Source organism: Pseudonocardia sp. ICBG601 (assembly GCF_020496245.1).
Map to the genome: position 1 here is coordinate 48,064 of NZ_JAHLJA010000033.1, position 18,766 is coordinate 66,829.

Here is an 18,766-nt window from a genome sequence, read left to right on the forward strand (position 1 = left end):
TCGACGGCGTGGATCCGGATCTCGTGCGACACGTGGCCGCCACCACCGGGCTCACCGAGCCGGTGGCGGCCCGCGTGGTCGCCGACGTCGTCGCCTACTTCGGCGAGACCACCGAGGAGTTCGTCCGTCGCCGGCACCGCGAGCTCCAGGCCCGCGACCGGCGCAACGACGAGATCTGGCCGCGGATCGCGGCCGAGCTCGCCGCGCGGGTGGTCGCCCCCGGGGACGTCTCCCAGCGGCGGCTGCGTCGGATCGTCTACGGCTGACACGACGACGGACACGACGGACACGACGACAGAGGGACGTGCATGTGCGGGATCCTGGGTTACGTGGGGCCGCGGGAGGCCGCGGGCGTGCTGCTCGACGGGTTGTCCCGGCTGGAGTACCGGGGCTACGACTCGGCGGGCCTGGCGGTGGCGCACCGCCGGAAGGTGACGGTGCGGCGCACCGCGGGACGGGTGGAGGACCTGCGCGCACTGCTGGGTGAGGCCCCTCCCCCGGGCCGGTCGGGCGTCGCGCACACCCGGTGGGCGACCCACGGCGAGCCGAGCGAGGCCAACGCGCACCCGCACACCGACGCGTCCGGGCGGGTCGCGATCGTGCACAACGGCATCGTCGAGAACGCCGAAGCGCTGCGTGCGGGGCTCACCGCCCGCGGGGTCGTGCTGCGCAGCGACACCGACTCCGAGGCGCTCGCGCACCTGGTCGGCGAGGCGCTCCAGGGTGGTGCCGCCACCCTCGCCGACGCGGTGCGCACGGCGCTCGCCGGCGTCGAGGGCACCTACGGGCTCGCGGTGCTCGACGCCCGCACCCCCGACGAGATCGTCGTGGCGCGCAACGGCAGCCCGATCGTGCTCGGCATCGGCGACGGGGAGATGGTCGTCGCGTCCGACCTCGCCGCGGTCGTACGGCACACCCAGAAGGTGGTGTTCCTCGACGACGGCGAGATCGTCACCGTGCGCGCCGACGGCATCGAGGGCTCCACCCGGATCAGCCCGACCACCGTCGACACCGGGTCCGAGGACTACGCGCTCGGCGGGCTCCCCGACTTCCTGGCGAAGGAGATCGCCGAGCAGCCCGACGCCGTCCGCCGGGCGCTGGCCGGGCGGCTCGACACCCGGTTCGCCACCGCCCGGCTCGGCGGGCTCGGGATGGACCCCCGCGAGCTGCGCGGGGTGCGGCGGGTGCTGTTCCTGGGCTGCGGGTCGGCCTACTACGCCGGGGAGATCGGCGCCGGGCTGGTCGAGCAGCTGGCCCGCATCCCGGCGGCGGCCGAACCGGCCGGGGAGTTCCGTCACCGCAACCCGGTCGTCGACCCGGACTGCCTCTACGTCGCGGTCAGCCAGTCCGGCGAGACCGCCGACACCCTCGCCGCGGTGCAGGAGCTGCGCCGCAAGGGCGGCCGGGTGATCGGCGCGGTGAACGTGATCGGCTCGGCGATCTCCCGCGAGTGCGGGGCCGGGGTGTTCCTGCACTCCGGGCCGGAGGTGTCGGTCGCCTCGACCAAGGCCGTCACGACCATGAGCGTGACGTTCGCGATGCTCGCGGCTGCTGGGCCGGGTGCGGGACCTCTCGGTGGCCGACGGGCGGCGGCTGCTCGACGGGCTGGCCGCGCTGCCCCCGCCACGTCGAGGCCGTCCTCGCCGAGGACGCCGCCCACGGCACGGTCGCCGCGGTCGCACAGCGGTGGGCGCACGCGTCGTCGATTTCTTCGTCGGACGCACCCGGGCCAGCCCGGTCGCGCGGGAGGGTGCGCAGAAGCTCAAGGAGATCTCCTACTGCCACGCCGAGGCCTACCCCGCCTCCGAGCTCAAGCACGGCCCGCTGGCACTGGTCACACCGGACATGCCCAGCGTCGTCGTGGTGCCCGACGACGAGCTGCTCGCGAAGAACGTCGGCACGATCGAGCAGATCCGGGCCCGGGGCGGGCCGGTGATCGCGGTGACCGACGCCGAGCTGCCCGCCGGGCTCGCCGACGCCGTGCTGCGGGTCCCGCGCACCGAGCCGGAGCTGGCCCCGATCCTGCTCTGGATCCCGCTGCAGCTGCTGGCCCGGCACACCGCCGTCGCGCTCGGACGCGACGTGGACCGGCCGCGGAACCTCGCGAAGTCGGTGACGGTGGAGTGAAGGTCCTCGGGTTGCACGTCGCCGCGGAGCGGGGTGGGCCGATGCACGACGTCGAGGCGGTCGAGGTGCTCGCGGGCAGCGGCGTCGTCGGCGACCGGTACTTCGGCACCCGGCACCGGCACGTGTCGGTGCAGAGCCGCGACGAGCTCGACGCCGCGGCCGCCGAGCTCGGTGCGCCGGTCCCCTCGGGCCGCACCGGCGCACCGTCACCCTCGACCACGGCACCGTCCCGACGACACCCGGGACCCGGCTACGGCTCGGCGGGGTCGAGCTGGAGGTGGTGCGCCGGGCCGCGCCCTGCCGGGTGATGGAGACCGCCGTCGGACCGGGAGCGCGCCGCGCCCTGCACGACCGTGGCGGCGCGGTGTGCCGGGTGCTGAGCTCCGGCACGATCGCCGTCGGGGACGCGGCGGCCGTGGTCGACGCCGCGGTGCCGGCCCCGCCTGCGGCCGACCGGGGTCTCCGCCGCGGCGCGGCGCCGGACCAGTAGCGACAGCAGGACGGCCAGCACCCCGACCCCCACCGGCGACGGCGAACGCGGCGTGCAGCCCGCTCGCGTCCGGGGAGGCCCCGGCGGCGGCCGAGCCCAGCGCGGCGACGGTGACGAACAACGCCGTCCCCAGCGCGCCCGCGACCTGCTGCAGCGTGGAGAGGATCGCGCTGCCGTGGGAGTACAGCTCGTCGGGCAGCGAGCCCAGCGCCTCGGTCATCAGCGGCGTCATCATCAGCGCGAGCCCACCCATCAGGACCAGGTGGAAGGCCACGACCACGCCGAGCGGGGGCCCGGGCCGAGGGTGGAGAACAGCAGCAGGCCGGCCGCCATCAGCACCGCGCCCGGGATCACCAACGGCCGGGCCCCGACGCGGTCGAACAGCGCCGACCGGACGGCCGAGCAGCCCGAGCAGCAGCCCGCCGGGCAGCACCACGAGCCCGGAGACCAGCGTGCTCGTGCCGAGCACGGTCTGCAGGTAGAGCGGCAGCAGCACCGCCGCGACGCCGATCAGCGACAGCAGCACCAGCGCGGTGAGCACCAGCGCCACGACGAACTGGCGTCGCCGGAACGGGCGCAGGTCCAGCAGGGCACGGCCGTCGCGCATCAGCCGCAGCTGGCGCAGCACGAACACGGCCAAGCGACCAGCCCCACCGACGACCGGCACCCACGGCGGGAGCCCCCCGCCGCCGTGGCCGCCCCAGCGAGGACAGCCCGTAGACCAGCCCACCGAACCCGACGGCGGAACAGCAGCACCGAGACCACGTCGAGCGGGACCGGGCGGCCGCCGCCGTCGATGCGCAGCCACCGGGCGCCGGCCGCCATCGCGAGCACGGCCAGCGGCAGGACCAGCCAGAAACATCCAGCGCCAGCCGAGACCGGACAGGATCGCGCCGCCGATCGTCGGACCGATCGCGGGCGCGACGGCGATGACGATCGTGATCGTGCCCATCGTCGCGCCGCGCCGCTCGGCAGGCACCAGACGCAGGATCGTGGTCATCAGCAGCGGGATCATCATCGCCGTACCGCCCGCCTGCACGATGCGGCCGACGAGCAGCATCGCGAAGCCGGGCGCGAACCCGGCGACGGCGGTGCCCACGGTGAACAGCCCGAGCGAGGCGAGGAAGACCTGCCGCGGGGTGAAACGGTCGAGCAGGTAGCCGGTGGTGGGGATGACCACGGCCATCGTCAGCAGGAACCCGCTGGTCAGCCACTGGGTGGTGGTGGCGGGGACACCGAGGTCGACGCTCAGGTCGCGCAGCGCGACGCTCAGCACGGTCTCGTTGAGGATCATCACGAACGCGGCGCCGACGAGGACGGCGATCAGCGCTCCGGTCCGGCTCGCCGGTACCTGCTCGGTACGGGACGGGGTGGTGGTCACGCGGGGTCTCCTGCCCGGGAAGGGTCGTGGTGGCCGCGCGCAGGGCGCGGCCGAGTCGGTCGACGGGGTCGGCGCACCGCACGCCCGCGGCGAGCTCGGCGGCGAGGTCCTCGCCGCTGATCCGCAGGGCGGCGGCGACGGCGGCGGCGTGCACCCGGACGTCGAGGTCACCGGGTTCGCGGCCGGCGCGGGCCGCGATCACCTCGGCGAGCACCGGCTCGGCCCGCTCGTGCACCGCCAGCCACACCGCCCGCAGACCGGGCTCGGTACGCGAGAGCGCGATGACGGCCATCGCGGCGTCGGCGTCGGCGGCGTCGCGCGGGTCCTCCGGCGGGCGGTACTCGGCGATCAGGTGCTCGTCGAGGCTCACCCCCGCCGGCCAGCGTCGCAGCGTCGCGACGACGGCGTCGATGCTGCGGGCGAGAACGGGCTCGACGCAGCTCTCCTTGGTCCGGAACCAGCGCCACAGGGTGCGGCCGGACAGTCCGACCTCCTCGGCGATCCGCTCGCCGCTGGTGGCGTGCACGCCGTGCTCGCGGAACAGCGCCACGGCCGCGCGGGAGATCTCGAGGCGCTGCAGCTCGCGCCGGCGGTCGCTCATCGGCGCCCGCCCGCGTCGGGTGTCGTCGAGTGTCTTCATGTCACTGCCCGACAGTAATGAGACGGGTCGGGGCCGACCACGAGACGCTCGTCTCACAGTGCCTTTTTGGCAGTTCGTGCCACCCTGGTGCGGCAGCTGATCATGCGATGCCGAGGGAGCCACCAGCGTGACGACGACCGGGACCACCGGGACCACCGACCCCACCGCGGCCGACCTGGACCGGCTGCGGGAGCGCTACCGCGCCGAGCGCGACCGCAGGCTGCGACCCGACGGCGTCGCCCAGTACCGGTCCTCGACCGGGGAGTTCGGCTTCTACGCCGAGGACCCGTGGTGCGAGCCCACCGACCGCGACCCGGTCCGTGACGAGGTGGACGTGTTGGTCGTGGGCGGCGGCTTCGGCGGGTTGGTCGCCGCGGCCCGGCTGCGGCAGGCCGGCCACGAGCGGATCCGGATCGTCGACGTCGCCGGGGATCTCGGCGGGACCTGGTACTGGAACCGCTACCCCGGGATCGCCTGCGACATCGAGAGCTCGATCTACCTGCCGCTGCTGGAGGAGCTGGGCGGGATGCCCAGCCGTCGCTACCCGCCGGGCGGGGAGATCCGGGCGCACGCCCGCGCGATCGGCGAGCACTTCGACCTCTACCGCGACGCCCTGTTCGGCACCGAGGTCACCACCCTGGTCTGGGACGACGACGCGTCGGCCTGGCAGGTCGGCACCGACCGCGGCGACACGGTCACCGCCCGGTTCGTGGTGATCTCCTCCGGGCCGTTCAACCGGCCCAAGCTGCCGGGGATCCCCGGGATCGCCGACTTCGCCGGGCACACCTTCCACACCAGCCGGTGGGACTACGACTGGACCGGCGGCGACGAGCGGGGCGGCCCGCTCGACCGGATCGGCGACCGCACGGTCGCCGTGGTCGGCACCGGGGCGACGGCGATCCAGTGCGTCCCGCACCTGGCCGGGGCCGCGCGGCACCTCTACGTCGTGCAGCGGACGCCGTCGTCGGTCGACACCCGCGACGACGCCCCCTACGACGAGGCCTGGTGGCGGTCGCTGGCCCCGGGCTGGCAGCGACGCCGCCGCGAGGACTTCCTGGCCCTGATGGACATGCGTCCGGCGCCGCACGGCTCGTTCGGCCCCGACGGCGTCGCGGACAAGTGGACCGACACCGCCCCGATCCGGGGCGCGCGGCGGCTCGCCCGGACCCGGGGCGTCGAGGAGCCGGCCGAGGCGCTGGAGATCGCCGACGCCGAGAAGATGGACGAGATCCGGGCCCGGGTCGACGCGATCGTCGCCGACCCGGCGACGGCCGCGGCGCTCAAGCCCTGGTACCGCCAGATGTGCAAGCGCCCCACCTTCAGCGACACCTACCTGCAGACCTTCAACCGGGACGACGTGACGCTGCTCGACACCGGCGGGCAGGGCGTCGAGCGGATCACCCGCGACGGCCTGGTGGTCGACGGCGTCGAGTACCCGGTGGACGCGATCGTGTTCGCCACCGGGTTCGAGCTCGGCGCCGACCCCGCCACCCGGGCCGGGGCCGACATCCGCGGCCGAGGCGGCGTCACCCTCGCCGAGCACTGGGCGGACGGGCTGTCCACGCTGCACGGCTGGGTCAGCCGCGGCTTCCCCAACCTGTTCCACGTCGGGGCCGGGCAGAACTCGGCGTCGCCGAACTTCGCGCACGTGCTGGAGGAGCAGGCCGGGCACATCGCGGCGGTCTGTGCCGAGGCCGCCCGGCGCGGGGTGCGGATCGTCGAACCGACCGCGGAGGCGGAGGCCGCGTGGGTCGCGACGATCCGCGAGCGGGCCCGCGACCAGCAGGGTTTCCTCGCCGAGTGCACGCCCGGCTACTACAACTCCGAGGGCCGCCCGCGACGGCGCTCCGAGCAGTTCGGCGGCGGTCCGGTCGAGTTCCACCAGATCCTGCGCGACTGGCGCGCCGGCGGGATGGACGACGTGCTCTCCGGCGGCGCCCCGTGAGCGTGCGCCCGGTCGCCGGGCCGGACCGGGGGCCCGTGCGGACCGCGCCAGGGCTGCGTGCCGAGCCGCTGTGCCCGCCGAACCCGCTGTGGGCGTCCAACGGGATCGTGGCCGGTCCGGACGGACGGCTCTGGATCGCGCAGTTCCTCGGCGGCACCGTGTCCGCGTTCGACCCGGCGACCGGCGGGCTCGAGACGGTGCTCGGGCCGGACGGGCCGCTCACCGCGCCCGACGACCTCGTGTTCGGCGCCGACGGCGAGCTGTTCGTCGTCGACCTGCCCGCGGGCTGGTGTGGCGCCGGGCACCCGGCGGGGCCATGACCGTCGTCGCCGACGGGATCACCGCCCCGGACGGGATCGCCTGGCACCGCGGACGGCTGTTCGTCAACGAGCTGTGCCCGGACGGCCGGCTGCTGGAGATCGACCCGACCGGCGGGCCGCCGCGGGTGCTCGCGACCGGGCTCGCGCTCGGCAACGCGATGGAGGTCGGCCCGGACGGGCTCCTGTACTACCCGCACCTGCTCTCCGGCGAGGTCTGGCGGGTCGACCCGGACGGCGGCGCCCCCGAGCGGCTGCTCGCCGGGCTGGACCGGCCGGTGGCCGTGCGCTTCGACCCGGGGGGCGGGCTTCGCGTCCTGTCCAACGGCGGCGGCGCCCTGTGGACCGCGGAGGACGGTCGGGTGACCGCCACCCTGGACACCGGCGTCGGCGGCGCGGACAACGTCGTGTTCACCGCCGACGGGTCGGCCTGGGTGACCGGTGCCTTCCACGGCGGGCTGGTCCGGGTCGGCGTCGACGGCACGGCGACCACGGTGCTGCCGCCCGGACTCTGCGGCCCCTGGGGCGTGGCCGCCGACGGGACGGACGCGCTCGTCGCCGACCACTTCTCCCTGGCCCGGGTGGGTGGCGGCGCCGTCACCGCACTCGGCGACGTCGTCACCGAGGTCCGCGGCGGGATCCGCGGACTCACCCGGCACCACGGCGACACGGTGGTGACCACCGGGACCGGGGTGTGGCGCGGCCGTCCCGGTGCCTGGACCCGGGCGGCCGACGGGCTGGCCGGGGCGACCGGCGTCGCCTCCTGCCCCGACGGGCTGCTGGTCGCCGAGACCGGCGCCGGGCGGGTCCTGCACCTCGGCGACGACGGCAGCGTGACCGTGCTCGCCACGGGACTCGACGGGCCGGTGGACGTGGCCGTCGACCCGACCGGCGCCGTGTACGCCACCCTGACCGGCGGCGGGCAGGTCGCACGGCTCGACCGCGACCCCGCCGGCGACCGGGGCGGTGACCGCGGCACCGTCCTCGCCGCGGGGCTGCACCGACCGGAGGGACTCGCCGTCGCCGGGGGCTCGCTGTGGTGCGCCGAGGCCGCCGCGGGACGCCTGCTGCGGATCGACCCGGTGGACCGCACGGTCACCGTCGCGGCGTCGGGGCTGGCCTTCGACGTCCGGCCGCCGCACGTCCCCGCCGACTGCCGCAGCGGCGCGGCCACCCGGCCCGCCCCGTTCGCCGGGGTCGCCGCGGCCGGGGACGGGTCGGTGCTCGTCGCGGTGAACGGCGAGGGTCACGTGCTGCGGGTCGGCCCCTGACCGGCCGCCCGCTCGCCGTCGACGCCGTGGATCGCGGCGTCGACGGCCGCCGACAGCCGCGCGCGCAGCTGGGCGGCCGGCGGGCGGCGCCCGTCGGCGGTGGCGGCGGCGATGTCCTCGGTCGCGACCCGCAGCGCCCCGTTGAGCGCCGCGGCGTGCACCCGCACGGCGACGTCGCCCGCGTCGCGGCCGAACCGGCCGGCGAGGATCCCGGCCAGGACCGGCTCCGCCCGCTCCTGCACGACCAGCCAGATCGCGCGCAGCGCGGGCTCGGAACGGCTCATCCGGATCACCTCGAAGACGAGGTCACCGTCGTCGGGGCCCGCATCGGGGTGCTCGGCGTAGTCCCGTGCGAGGTGCTCGGCGAGCGGGGTGTCGTCGGGCCAGCGGGCCAGGCTCGCGGTGAACGCGTCGGTGGCCAGGCTCAGCACCGGCTCGACGCAGCTCTCCTTGGTGCGGAACCAGCGCCAGAACGTGCGTGCCGAGAGCCCCACCGCCTCGGCGATCTGCTCCCCGCCGGTCGCGGCGACGCCGTGCTCGCCGAACAGCCGGATCGCGGCCCGGGAGATCTCCAGGCGCTGCAGGGTGCGGCGGCGGTCGCTCATCGGCCGCCGCCCGCGCCGGACCGCCGTCCCCTCCGTCACACCGCACCCCCGAGTGCTCGCCGGGCGGTCAGCCTAGTCGGCGCGCGTTGGCACGCACCCGGGTGCGGATCGGCTCCAGCGCACGCCCGAGGGTCGCCGGTCCCGGCGGCGAGGTGGCCAGGACGACGGCGGCCCGGGAGAACCCGTCGACCTTCTCCGCCCACATCCGGTGGAACTCCCGGACCTCGCGTGCCGGGCGCGGGAAGCCCGAGGTGAGCATCCGGGCGGTGCGGCGTGCGACGACCAGCGGCGCGAACACCGCGATCTCGGTGAGCGAACGGAGGGCACGAGTGGTGGCGGGCACGAGACGGACGGTAGCCCCCACCTCCGACACCGGCCCCCGCCTCCGACACCGAGAGTCCGCGCGCCGGTCACCGAGGGCTCGCCGCCGGTCACCGCCGGTTCGGTGGCGACACCCCCTCCCGCGTTAACGATGGAGTACGGGGCCACGACAGGTAACCGAACGCGACCCCGGGGAGGGCTCACACGCATGGCCGTCGAGACGTTCTGGGACGGGCTGGAACGGCGCATCGCCGCCGGCGAACCGCCGTACGGGGAGCACCCGGGCGTCGCGCCGGACGGGGTGACACCCGAGGCGCGGCGCCGCGTCCTGGACCTCGAGGCGCACCACCTGCGCCGCTCCGGCACCGCACCGGTCGCCCAACACCTGCTCGCCGGGGCCGTCCTGGCCGGGGAGGCCGCACTGGCCGGGGCGGCCCGGGCCCGGCTCGCCGCCCAGGGTGTCCCCGCGCTGACCACCCGCTGGCGCACCCGGCCGCCGTCGGCGGCACTGAGAGCGTGTTTGGAAATTCTAGTGGGTTGAGGGTGTCGTGTGTTTCTGCTGGCGGGTGGCGGGGTATCCACGGGCGATGCGGCGGGTGATGGTGTTGATCGCGGCCCAGCGGATCATGGCTTCGGATGTGGTGGGGTGGCGTTCGTAGTCTCGGGCCAGGCGTCGGTGTGCGGTGAGCCAGGCCAGGGTCCGTTCGACCACCCACCTTCGTGGGAGGACGGTGAATCCGCGCTGCTCGGGTGGCTTGCGGATGATCTCGATCGTTGTCTGCAGGATCGTGGCGGCCCAGTCGAGCAGTCGCCCGGCGAAGCCGGCGTCGGCGTAGACGAACCGCACCCTGGTGCGCAGGTAGAGGTTGAGCAGGATCGGCTTGGCGCCGTCGCGGTCCTGTACCGAGGCCGAGCACACCATCGTGGTCAGCAGCAGACCGAGGGTGTCGGTCACGATGAACCGTTTCCGTCCGCCTGTCTTCTTCCCGGCGTCGTAGCCGCGGGAGTCCTGGCCGACGGTGTCGGCGCCCTTGACCGACTGGGAATCGATGATCCCCGCACTCGGCTCCGGATCACGGCCCTCGGCGATACGTAACTGCCCCCGCACGACCGGGAGGATCTTCTCGGTGACCTTCTGCTGTTCCCACTGGTTGAAGTACCAGTAGACGGTCTGCCAGGGCGGGAAGTCCACCGGCAACGCCCGCCAGGCACACCCGGTCCGCACGACATACAAGATCGCGTCCAGCACGTCCCGACGAGCATGAGCAACAGGCCGCCCCCGCCGCGCGAGCGGCGGTAACAACGGCTCGATCACCACCCACTGGGCATCACTGGTGTCCGAGGGGTACCGGCGCGGTCGTTCCTGCATGCCGACCACGATGGAGCACCCCAGCCGTGTCGACCATCCCGACACACCCACCATTTCCAAACACGCTCTGAGCCGGGTCCTGGAGGGCCACGGCGACGCGGTCGTCGCGCTGCTCGCCGGGCCGGACGGCCTGCTGCTGTCGCTCGACGCCTCCGGCGAGAGCGGCGCCTGGGACACCGCGACCGGACACGCGGCCCCGGACCCGCTCGCCGGGCCCGACGGTCCGCGGCCGCCGACCTCCGCGGCCCGCGCCCGGACGGTCGCCCTGTCCCCCGACGGCGGTCTGCTCGCCCTCGCCGGGGACACCCCCGGCGTGCGGGTGCTGGCCACCGACGGCCCGGCCCGCGGCGCCGAGGTCACGGCCCTGGCCGGGCCGTCCGGCCCGGTGACCGCGCTCGCGGTGACCGGGGCCTCCCCGACCCGGGTGCTCGCGGGCGGCGCCGACGGCGCGGTGCGGGTGTGGGACGTGACCAGCGGCGCGGCCGTCTCGGTCGCCCACGGCCACGTCGGCCCGGTCACCGCGCTGACCGCGACCGGCCAGGGCACCGTCGTGTCCGGCGGGGTGGACGGCACGCTCCGGTCCTGGGACCCGGCCAGCGGGGCCCCGCTGGGGCTGCTGGAGGGCGGGCCCGCCGTGGTCGCCGTGGTCGTGCCGACGGCGGGACAGCTGCTCGCGGCCACCGCCGACGGCGCCCTGCACGTGTTCGCGCTGGTCGACGGGGTGCCGCGGGACGCGGTGCGGCTCGACGTCCCCGGCGACGAGGTCGCGGTCACCGCGGCCGCGCGCGCCGGCGAGGGCCGGGTCGTCGTCGGACGGGTGGACGGGACCGTGCAGCTCGTCCCGACCACCGGCTCCGGCCCGGTCACCGAGCTCGCCGGGCACGGTGCCGCGGTCCGCGCGGTCGTCGCCGACCCGGCGGGCACCGTCGTCGCGTCCGGGGACGACCACGGCCGCGTCCTGATCTGGGACCCCGCACGGGCCCGGCCGGGCACCGGCGGGCCCGCCGGGGTCTCCCCCGCGGTCGGCGCGGTCGCCGCGACCGGGAGCCTGGTCGTCTCGGCCGGCCGCCGCTCCGACGGGGTGCTCGCCCACGACCCGGCCACCGGCACGCGCCGCTGGAGCGTCCCGGCCGGCGCGGGCCCGCTGTGGTTCGACCCCTCCGGCACCCGGCTGTTCGCCGTCACCGGGGCCTCGACCGTCGAGGAGCGCTACGCGACGACCGGGGTGCGGGCCGGGGCGGTGTCGCTGCCCGGCCGTGTGCTGGCCGGGCGGGGCGCGCTGGTGGTGACCGGTGAGCCGGACGGCACGGTCGCCGTGCGCGACGCGCGCACCGGGCGTGCCTTCCGCACCACCCAACTGCCGTCGGCACCGCGGGTGGCCGCGCCGACCCCCGGCGGGGCGACCGTGCTGCTCGCCGCGGACGGTCTGCTGGTCTGCTGGCGGCCCGCCTCCGCGAAGGTGTCCATCGTGGCGCTGCCGGCCGGGCTGGTCACGGCCGTGGCCGTCGACGACGACGGCTGCCACGGCGTCGTCTGCGACGCCGACGGCCGGGTGCACGTCTGGCGGGCCGGGTCGGCCACGGTGACCACGGTGCGTGCCGACGCGGCGCACCTGACCGCGGCCGCCGGTGCGGGCCGGTGCCGCGCGGTGACCGCAGGCTCGGACGGCTCCGCGGTGCTGTGGGACCTGACCTCGGCGACCGCGCTCGGCCGGGTTCCGCTCGACGCGCCGCTGACCGCGGTCGCGGTCGGGGGCGGGACGGTGGTCGTCGGCGACGGGTGCGGCGAGGTGCACTGCCTCGACCTGCTCGCCGGGGCCACCGCGGCCGTCCCGGACGGAGTCATCCCCGAGCAGGGCGGCTCGGCCGTGGTCCCGGCGCCGCGCACCGGGACCACGGACCGCGAGACGGCCGGTCAGGTCAGCGAGTAGCCCTCGAACTTCTCGCGCAGTGTCTTCTTCGAGAACTTCCCGACGCTCGTCTTGGGCACCTCGTCGATGAACTCGACGGCGTCGGGGAGCCACCACTTGGCCACCCGGTCGGTGAGGAACGCGATGAGCTCGTCGGCGGTGAGGGTCTCGCCGGCCTTCACCACGACGCACGCCATCGGGCGCTCCACCCAGCGCTCGTGCGGGATCGCGATGACCGCGGCCTCGGCGACCTTCGGGTGCGCCATGATCTCGTTCTCCAGCTCCACCGAGCTGATCCACTCGCCACCGGACTTGACCAGGTCCTTGGTGCGGTCGACGAGCTTGACGTAGCCCAGGCCGTCGACGACGGCGACGTCACCGGTGCGCAGCCAGCCGTCGGCGGTGAACTGAGTGCCGCCACCCTCGCCGCGGTAGTACTCCGAGGCGATCCACGGGCCCGCCACCTGCACCTCACCGGTGCTGGTGCCGTCCCAGGGCTGCTCGGCGCCGGTCTCGGGGTCGGCGATCCGCAGGTCGACGAGCGGGACCGGGGCCCCTGCAGGGCGCGCACGGTGGCCTTCTCGTCGTCGGAGAGGTCGTCGTGCTGGGAGCGCAGCACACCCAGGGTCGCCACCGGCGAGGTCTCGGTCATCCCCCAGCCCTGCAGGACCGGCAATCCGATTGCGGCACGGAAGCCCTCGGACAGGGACTTCGGCACCGCCGAGCCGCCGCAGAGCAGGACCCGCAGCGACGAGCAGTCGTAGTCGCCGAGCTTGGGCAGCAGGCCCATCCAGATCGTCGGGACGCCCGCCGCGACGGTGACCCGGTGGTCCTGGATCAGTGACAGCAGCGCGTCCGGGGTCATCCCGGGGCCGGGCAGCACGAGCGAGGTACCGGCCAGCAGGCAGCCGTAGGGCAGGCCCCAGGCGTTGGCGTGGAACATCGGGACGACCGGCAGGACCACGTCGCGCTCGCGGAGCCCGACACCGTCGGCGAACAACGTCGCGAGCGAGTGCAGCAGCGTCGAGCGGTGCGAGTAGACGACGCCCTTGGGGTTGCCGGTGGTGCCCGAGGTGTAGCACATCGCGGCGGCGGTGTTCTCGTCGTCGACGACGAACCGGCCCGCGAAGGGCTCGGCCGCGGCCAGGAGCTCCTCGTAGAGCCGGATCCGCGGGTCGTCGGGGATCTCGGTCGGCGCGCCGTCGTCGATGACGACGACGTGGCGCACCGTGGTCATCCGGTCCACGTGCGGCCAGAACAGGCCGAGCAGGGAGCGCTCGACGAACACGACCTCGTCCTCGGCGTGGTCGGCCACGTAGACGAGCTGGTCGGGGAACAACCGCAGGTTGAGCGTGTGCAGGACCCGGCCGGTGCACGGCACCGCCAGGTACAGCTCCAGGTGCCGGTCGGTGTTCCAGCAGAACGTCCCGACCCGGCCGTCGGCGGAGACGCCGAGGGTGTCGAGCACGGTGGCCAGCCGCCGGGTCCGTACGGCCCACTCGGCGACCGTGGTGGTGCGGACCGTCCCCGCCGGGGTGGCGGTGACGATCTCCTTGTGCCCGAAGTACTGCTCGGCACGGTGGAACACGTGCGGCAGCGTCAGCGGACGGTCCTGCATCAGACCGAGCATCGTTGCTCCTGGAAAGCGGTCGGGTGGGGTCGGCGCGAGCCTACCGTAATCTCGTATATGGAATGGACTATCCGGTCACGGCATCCGGACGCAGTGAACGCGGCGTCCGGCGTAATCGGACACCCGCTGTCAGCACACGTGACGCACTGTCTTAACGTTCTCGCCGACGTCCGCGAACCGTCAGGTTCCGGGCGCACGCACGCAGGGTCAAGCAACCGGCCCGGCATCCCGGGTCTCCCCCGGGAACCGTTCCCGCGCAGACACCATCTGCCGGTCGCGCCGGGCCTGGCCTCCGGTGCCGCTCGCTGCGGCATCCGCCGAACCGTCGCGTTCCGGCGCGGCGGAGGTCGAGATGTTTTCCGGGTCCTCGGACGCGCTGATCCTGCGCGCCTGCTGCGACGATCCCGCGTTCCGTGCCACGCGCTCCCCCTACGCGATCCTCGACCGCGAGCTCACGATCGTGGGGGCGAACGGCGCCTTCTGCGCCGCGACCCTGCGCGCGCCCGACGAGCTGGCCAGCCGGCCGCTCGCGGAGGCGCTGCCGGACGACCCGCGACGGCCCGGCGCCGACGGCGTCGCGATGCTGACGGCGTCGTTGTCGCGGGTGCTGCGCCTCGGGCAGCGCGACCACCTGCCGGTCCGGCGCCACGACGTGCCCGCGGCGACCGGCACGCCCGGTTTCGTCGAACGGCTGTGGGTCACGGTGAACTCCCCGCTGGCGGCCCCGGACGGACGAGTGGTCGGGGTGCTGCACCACGTCGAGGACGTGACCGGCCTGCTCGGCCCCGGCCCCGACGGCCGCGACCTCGCCGCTGCGGCGCTGGCCCGCGCGCTGGACACCGAGAACACGCATCTGCGGGCCCGTTTCGCCCGGCACGTCAGCATCGAGCAGGCCAAGGGGGCACTCATGGCCCGGCGCGGCTGCTCCGCCGACGAGGCGTTCACGCTGCTGCGCCGGCTCTCGCACGAGACGAACCGGAAGCTGCACGTGGTCGCCGAGGCGCTGCTGGCGGACACCGTCGAGCCGAGATCCTGACCGGACGCGCCGGGGCGGCCGCAGACCGTGCCGGAGCGCGGTCGCTGCGGCACGATGGGTGACCGAGACGTCGATCGACGGAGGCGACATGGTGGATCCGCACGCGGCCGTTCCGGGCCGGGCCGCAGGCACGCTGACCGGCCGGTACCTGCTGGTGCTCAGCGACGACCTGCTGACCGACCACGACACCACCCGCTCGGCGGTGGCGGAGCTGACCGGGCTGTCCGAGGTGACCAGCAGCCGCGACGACACCCCGGTGGCCCACCCGACCCTGTTCGCCCGGCTCGGCGTCGCCGTCGCCGAGCTGGACCCGGCGCGGCTGCGCACGGTGCGGGCCGACAGCCGGGTGCTGTCCGTGGAGCCCGAACGCGTGCTGCGCGCCCTGTCCGGGCCCAGCGCCGACTACCTGCGCGGGTTCGCCGACGCGGCGGGCTTCCTGGCCGAGCGCGCCGCCGCGACGGAGGCCGCCGACGCGCCCGGCGCGACCCGGTTCGCCGACAACGACCAGGTCACGTGGGGTCTGCAGGCCACCGGCGCGGACGTCGCCGTCGAGACCGGCGCCGGGATCACCGTCGCCGTCCTCGACACCGGCCTCGACCTCGGCCACCCCGACTTCGCCGGCCGGCAGATCGAGTCGCGCTCGTTCGTCGACGGCCAGGAGGTCGCCGACGTACAGGGACACGGCACGCACTGCACCGGCACCTCCTGCGGGCCGCTCGCGCCGGGCTCGGGACGCCGCTACGGCATCGCCCACGAGGCGAGGATCCTGGTCGGGAAGGTGCTCGGCGACGACGGCTCCGGCACCGACGACGGCATCCTCGAGGGCATCGAGTGGGCGATCTCCTCCGGCGCGCACATCGTGTCGATGTCGCTGGGCGCGGACCTGAACGAGGTCTCCCCCGCCTACGAGAACGCCGGACGTCGCGCCCTCGACGCGGGCACCCTGATCGTCGCCGCGGCCGGCAACAACGCCGAGCGCTCGACCGGCAACGTCGGTTTCGTCGGCGTCCCGGCGAACAGCCCGTCGATCATGGCGGTCGGCGCGGTGGACGCCGCGCTGGCCATCGCCGACTTCTCCGCGGCCAGCTCCGCGATCGAGGGCGGGCAGGTCGACATCGCCGGGCCCGGCGTGGACGTCTACTCGTCGTGGCCGATGCCCCAGCGCACCAACACGATCTCGGGCACCTCGATGGCCACCCCGCACGTCTCCGGGATCGCGGCGCTGTGGTCGCAGCGCACCGGCGCCCGCGGGCGGGACCTGTGGACCCAGCTCACCCAGGCCGCCCAGCGGCTGCCGCTGCCCTCGGGCGACGTCGGCGCGGGCCTCGTCCGGGCCCCGGGCCGATGACCACGACCGGGAGGCTGCTGGTGTCGGTGGCCGACGGGCACGTCGCCGACGACGTCGCGCGGGCCTGTGCGGCCGTCGGATTGCAGGTGGAGAAGGTGCTCTCGGGGGTCGGCGTGGTCGTCGGCACCTCCGCCGACCCGGACGCCCTGCGCGCGGTCACCGGGGTCGCCGCGGTGGAGCCGGACCGCGAGGTCCACCTGGACCGCGATCAGCAGGGGCCGGCGTAATCGGTCGACGCGCGAGGAGGATGTCCGATATGGTGGTGCACGTCGACCGCGCCCGGTAACACTCCGGCCGCGGCGGCCGACGAACCGCCCGGACCGTCCCCGGGAGGCGCCGACCCGGCGCCCCGGCCACGGCCGGTGCCACGACCCCGTACCGGCACCGCGCGATCCCGCGCGGCGCGGCACTCCGCCGCGTACCGGACACCACCTCAACCGAATCGACCATTCCTGTGCAGGCCTCCGTCCACCCACCCGTCACCGACCCCACCGTCCGGGGCGCCGTCGACCGGCTCACCGCCGAGTTCGCCGGCCGATTCCCCCAGGACCTCGTCGACCACGTCGTACGCGGCTCGCACCGCGACCTCGACGTCGTCTCCGCCGCCGCGCTCCCCGAGATGGTCGAGCGCCTGGCCCGTCAGCGGCTGATCGACCACCTCTGAGCCGTCCGGCCGCGCACGCCCGGGCAGGATGGTCGACATGTCGCGCCCGCTCTCCGGTCTGCACGTCGTCGAGTGCGCGAGTTTTCGTCGCCGGTCCCACCGGTGGCATGACGCTCGCGCAGCTCGGTGCCTCGGTCGTCCGCGTCGACCCGCTCGGCGGCGGCCCCGACCACGGTCGCTGGCCCGCCGCCGGGAACGGCACCGGCGACTCCTACTACTGGGCCTCGCTGAACAAGGGCAAGCGCTCGATCAGCATCGACATGCGCTCCGACGAGGGCCGCGAGCTCGTCCTGGCTCTGGCGACGGCGCCGGGCCCGGACCGCGGCGTCCTCGTCGACAACGTCGTGGGCCGCCGCTGGATGGCCAACGACGCGCTCGTCGCACGTCGCCCGGACCTGGTGCACGTGCGCGTGCAGGGCTACCCCGACGGCCGTCCCGCCGTCGACTACACCGTCAACGCCGAGGCCGGGATCCCGCAGATCACCGGCAGCGAGGAGGGCGCGGCCCCGGTCAACCACGTGCTGCCGGCGTGGGACCTGGTCACCGGCATGTCGGTCGCGACGGCCGTGCTCGCCGGGGTGTACCAGCGTTCCCGCACCGGCGCCGGGGTGTACTCCGAGATCGCGCTGTCCGACGTGGCGCTGGCCGGGGTCGCGAACCTGGGCTGGCTCTCCGAGGCCGCCGAGCGCGGGCACGAGCGGCCGCGGCACGGCAACCACGTCTACGGCAGCTTCGGCGTCGACTTCGCCTGTTCCGACGGGAACCGGGTGATGGTCGTCGCGCTGACCCCGGCGCAGTGGAACGCGCTGGTGTCGGTCACCGGGACCGGCGACGTGTTCGCCGCCCTGGAGCCCGCGCTCGACGCCGACCTGTCCTCGGAGACCGAGCGCTACCGGCTGCGCGAGACGATCGCGGCGGTGCTGCGGCCGTGGTTCGCCGCGCGCGACTCGGCGACCGTCGAGTCCGAGCTCAACACCGCGCGGGTGCTGTGGGGCCGCTACCAGGGCATGACGCACGTGGTCGCCGAGCACCGCGCAGGTGGGCACCCGCTGCTCGCGGACCTGGCGCTGCCCGGCGGCGCCACCGGGATCACCGCACGCTCGCCGATCCGGTGGGACGCCGACCACGGCGACGCCGGCGCCGCCCCCGAGCTGGGCCGGGAGACCGACGAGGTGCTCGCCGACGTCCTCGGCCTCGACGAGCGCACCATCGGCGGGCTGCACGACCGCGGCGTCGTCGGGTAGAGAATCCCCGTGACCGACGCACAGCTGACCGAGGCGCGGTGGACCCACGTCGCGCTGCCGACCGGCGACCTCGACGCCGCCATCGACTTCTACACGACGATGACACCCCTCACGGTCGTCGAGCGCTTCTCCGACGACGCCGGGCGGAGCGCCTGGCTGTCCAACGCCGGTCAGGTCGAGACGCCGATGGTGCTGGTCCTGGTGTCGTTCGACGCCGACAAGGGCGGCGAGCTGGGCCTGCTGCGTCCCTTCGCCCACCTGGGGATCGAGGTGCCGACCCGCGCCGACGTCGACGCCGCCGCCGACCGCGCCCGGGACGCGGGGTGCCTGCACTGGGAACCCCGGCAGATGCCGGGGCCCGTGGGGTACATCTGCGCGCTGACCGATCCGGACGGGAACGTCGTGGAGTTCTCCCACGGGCAGAAGGTGTTCACCTCGGTGCGGGAGAAGTGGGGCTGAGGCCGCTCCC

The 18,766-nt window shown here is 75.1% G+C and carries 18 protein-coding genes and 4 pseudogenes; 15 read left to right on the forward strand and 7 right to left on the reverse strand.

Translation table 11 applies throughout. From position 1 onward, the window contains the following. Positions 1 to 32: 32 nt before the first annotated feature. The 4 genes and pseudogenes from KPL57_RS12325 to KPL57_RS72040 all read left to right on the forward strand — a co-directional run bounded on the left by KPL57_RS12325 (position 33) and on the right by KPL57_RS72040 (position 2,617). On the forward strand, positions 33 to 266 hold the full coding sequence (locus KPL57_RS12325; RefSeq protein WP_226351697.1) for a hypothetical protein: 234 nt from the start codon (positions 33 to 35) through the stop codon (positions 264 to 266). Positions 267 to 308: 42 nt separating this feature from the next. After that, a pseudogene (gene glmS / locus KPL57_RS12330) lies at positions 309 to 2,127 on the forward strand (glutamine--fructose-6-phosphate transaminase (isomerizing)). 41 nt (positions 2,128 to 2,168) lie between these two features. Further along, a complete protein-coding gene (locus KPL57_RS72035; protein WP_374203701.1) occupies positions 2,169 to 2,435 on the forward strand; it encodes a hypothetical protein in 267 nt (88 codons plus the stop codon). Then, the gene (locus tag KPL57_RS72040) at positions 2,408 to 2,617 is read left to right on the forward strand and encodes a hypothetical protein (RefSeq protein ID WP_374203705.1); all 210 of its coding nucleotides are present in this window, start codon (positions 2,408 to 2,410) and stop codon (positions 2,615 to 2,617) included. The genes KPL57_RS72035 and KPL57_RS72040 overlap by 28 nt, the downstream gene beginning before the upstream one ends. 184 nt (positions 2,618 to 2,801) lie before the next feature. Here KPL57_RS72040 and KPL57_RS12340 read toward each other — a convergent pair. Together KPL57_RS12340 and KPL57_RS72045 are read right to left on the reverse strand one after the other, a co-directional pair. Continuing rightward, positions 2,802 to 3,911, reverse strand: a pseudogene (locus tag KPL57_RS12340) (MFS transporter); the annotation flags it as partial. A 265-nt stretch (positions 3,912 to 4,176) separates the two neighbouring features. Next, positions 4,177 to 4,638, reverse strand: a pseudogene (locus KPL57_RS72045) (TetR/AcrR family transcriptional regulator); the annotation flags it as partial. A gap of 127 nt (positions 4,639 to 4,765) precedes the next feature. Here KPL57_RS72045 and KPL57_RS12350 point away from each other — a divergent pair. Genes KPL57_RS12350 through KPL57_RS12360 form a run of 3 tightly spaced genes read left to right on the forward strand, consistent with a single transcriptional unit; the run spans position 4,766 to position 8,171 of the window. Further along, positions 4,766 to 6,583 carry an NAD(P)/FAD-dependent oxidoreductase gene (locus tag KPL57_RS12350; protein ID WP_226351699.1) on the forward strand — a complete coding sequence of 606 codons (1,818 nt, stop codon included), beginning with the start codon at positions 4,766 to 4,768 and terminating at the stop codon, positions 6,581 to 6,583. A gap of 35 nt (positions 6,584 to 6,618) precedes the next feature. Then, positions 6,619 to 6,903: a hypothetical protein gene (locus KPL57_RS12355; RefSeq protein WP_226351700.1), complete on the forward strand. Its 285-nt coding sequence runs from the start codon at positions 6,619 to 6,621 to the stop codon at positions 6,901 to 6,903. Then, complete coding sequence (locus KPL57_RS12360; RefSeq protein WP_226351701.1) at positions 6,900 to 8,171, forward strand: hypothetical protein; 1,272 nt, start codon at positions 6,900 to 6,902, stop codon at positions 8,169 to 8,171. Before KPL57_RS12355 ends, KPL57_RS12360 begins: the two co-directional genes overlap by 4 nt. Here the strand turns inward: KPL57_RS12360 and KPL57_RS12365 are convergent. After that, the gene (locus tag KPL57_RS12365; protein WP_226351702.1) at positions 8,147 to 8,815 is read right to left on the reverse strand and encodes a TetR/AcrR family transcriptional regulator; all 669 of its coding nucleotides are present in this window, start codon (positions 8,813 to 8,815) and stop codon (positions 8,147 to 8,149) included. The genes KPL57_RS12360 and KPL57_RS12365 overlap by 25 nt on opposite strands. 28 nt (positions 8,816 to 8,843) lie before the next feature. Next, positions 8,844 to 9,119, reverse strand: coding sequence for a hypothetical protein (locus KPL57_RS12370; RefSeq protein WP_226351703.1), 276 nt, complete (start codon positions 9,117 to 9,119; stop codon positions 8,844 to 8,846). 186 nt (positions 9,120 to 9,305) lie between these two features. Here KPL57_RS12370 and KPL57_RS12375 point away from each other — a divergent pair, with 186 nt between their 5' ends. Next, the gene (locus KPL57_RS12375) at positions 9,306 to 9,638 is read left to right on the forward strand and encodes a hypothetical protein (RefSeq protein WP_226351704.1); all 333 of its coding nucleotides are present in this window, start codon (positions 9,306 to 9,308) and stop codon (positions 9,636 to 9,638) included. On the opposite strand, the pseudogene KPL57_RS12380 reads toward KPL57_RS12375, so the two are convergent. Then, a pseudogene (locus KPL57_RS12380) lies at positions 9,611 to 10,520 on the reverse strand (IS5 family transposase); the annotation flags it as partial. The gene KPL57_RS12375 and the pseudogene KPL57_RS12380 overlap by 28 nt on opposite strands. Between KPL57_RS12380 and KPL57_RS12385 the strand changes: the two are divergent. Further along, positions 10,465 to 12,396, forward strand: coding sequence for a WD40 repeat domain-containing protein (locus tag KPL57_RS12385; RefSeq protein WP_226351705.1), 1,932 nt, complete (start codon positions 10,465 to 10,467; stop codon positions 12,394 to 12,396). The pseudogene KPL57_RS12380 and the gene KPL57_RS12385 sit on opposite strands and share 56 nt — an antisense overlap. Here the strand turns inward: KPL57_RS12385 and KPL57_RS72050 are convergent. Then, positions 12,381 to 12,641, reverse strand: a complete 261-nt coding sequence (locus KPL57_RS72050) for a hypothetical protein (protein WP_374203702.1) — start codon at positions 12,639 to 12,641, stop codon at positions 12,381 to 12,383. The genes KPL57_RS12385 and KPL57_RS72050 overlap by 16 nt on opposite strands. Next, the gene (locus tag KPL57_RS12395) at positions 12,554 to 14,005 is read right to left on the reverse strand and encodes an AMP-binding protein (RefSeq protein WP_374203703.1); all 1,452 of its coding nucleotides are present in this window, start codon (positions 14,003 to 14,005) and stop codon (positions 12,554 to 12,556) included. Before KPL57_RS12395 ends, KPL57_RS72050 begins: the two co-directional genes overlap by 88 nt. Positions 14,006 to 14,357: 352 nt before the next feature. Here KPL57_RS12395 and KPL57_RS12400 point away from each other — a divergent pair, with 352 nt between their 5' ends. From KPL57_RS12400 to KPL57_RS12425, 6 genes are all read left to right on the forward strand, one after another. Then, entirely contained in the window at positions 14,358 to 15,041 is a 684-nt protein-coding gene (locus KPL57_RS12400) for an ANTAR domain-containing protein (protein ID WP_226351706.1), read from the forward strand. A gap of 88 nt (positions 15,042 to 15,129) precedes the next feature. Then, positions 15,130 to 16,389, forward strand: a complete 1,260-nt coding sequence (locus KPL57_RS12405; protein ID WP_226351707.1) for a S8 family serine peptidase — start codon at positions 15,130 to 15,132, stop codon at positions 16,387 to 16,389. Further along, entirely contained in the window at positions 16,386 to 16,616 is a 231-nt protein-coding gene (locus tag KPL57_RS12410; protein WP_226351708.1) for a hypothetical protein, read from the forward strand. Before KPL57_RS12405 ends, KPL57_RS12410 begins: the two co-directional genes overlap by 4 nt. A gap of 227 nt (positions 16,617 to 16,843) precedes the next feature. Further along, positions 16,844 to 17,053 (forward strand): hypothetical protein, encoded by a 210-nt coding sequence (locus tag KPL57_RS12415; RefSeq protein ID WP_020622443.1) that lies wholly within the window; start codon positions 16,844 to 16,846, stop codon positions 17,051 to 17,053. A gap of 107 nt (positions 17,054 to 17,160) precedes the next feature. Further along, positions 17,161 to 18,297, forward strand: coding sequence for a CoA transferase (locus KPL57_RS12420; RefSeq protein ID WP_264198019.1), 1,137 nt, complete (start codon positions 17,161 to 17,163; stop codon positions 18,295 to 18,297). Between the two features lie 9 nt (positions 18,298 to 18,306). Continuing rightward, positions 18,307 to 18,756, forward strand: a complete 450-nt coding sequence (locus tag KPL57_RS12425) for a VOC family protein (RefSeq protein WP_226351709.1) — start codon at positions 18,307 to 18,309, stop codon at positions 18,754 to 18,756. Positions 18,757 to 18,766 lie beyond the last annotated feature (10 nt).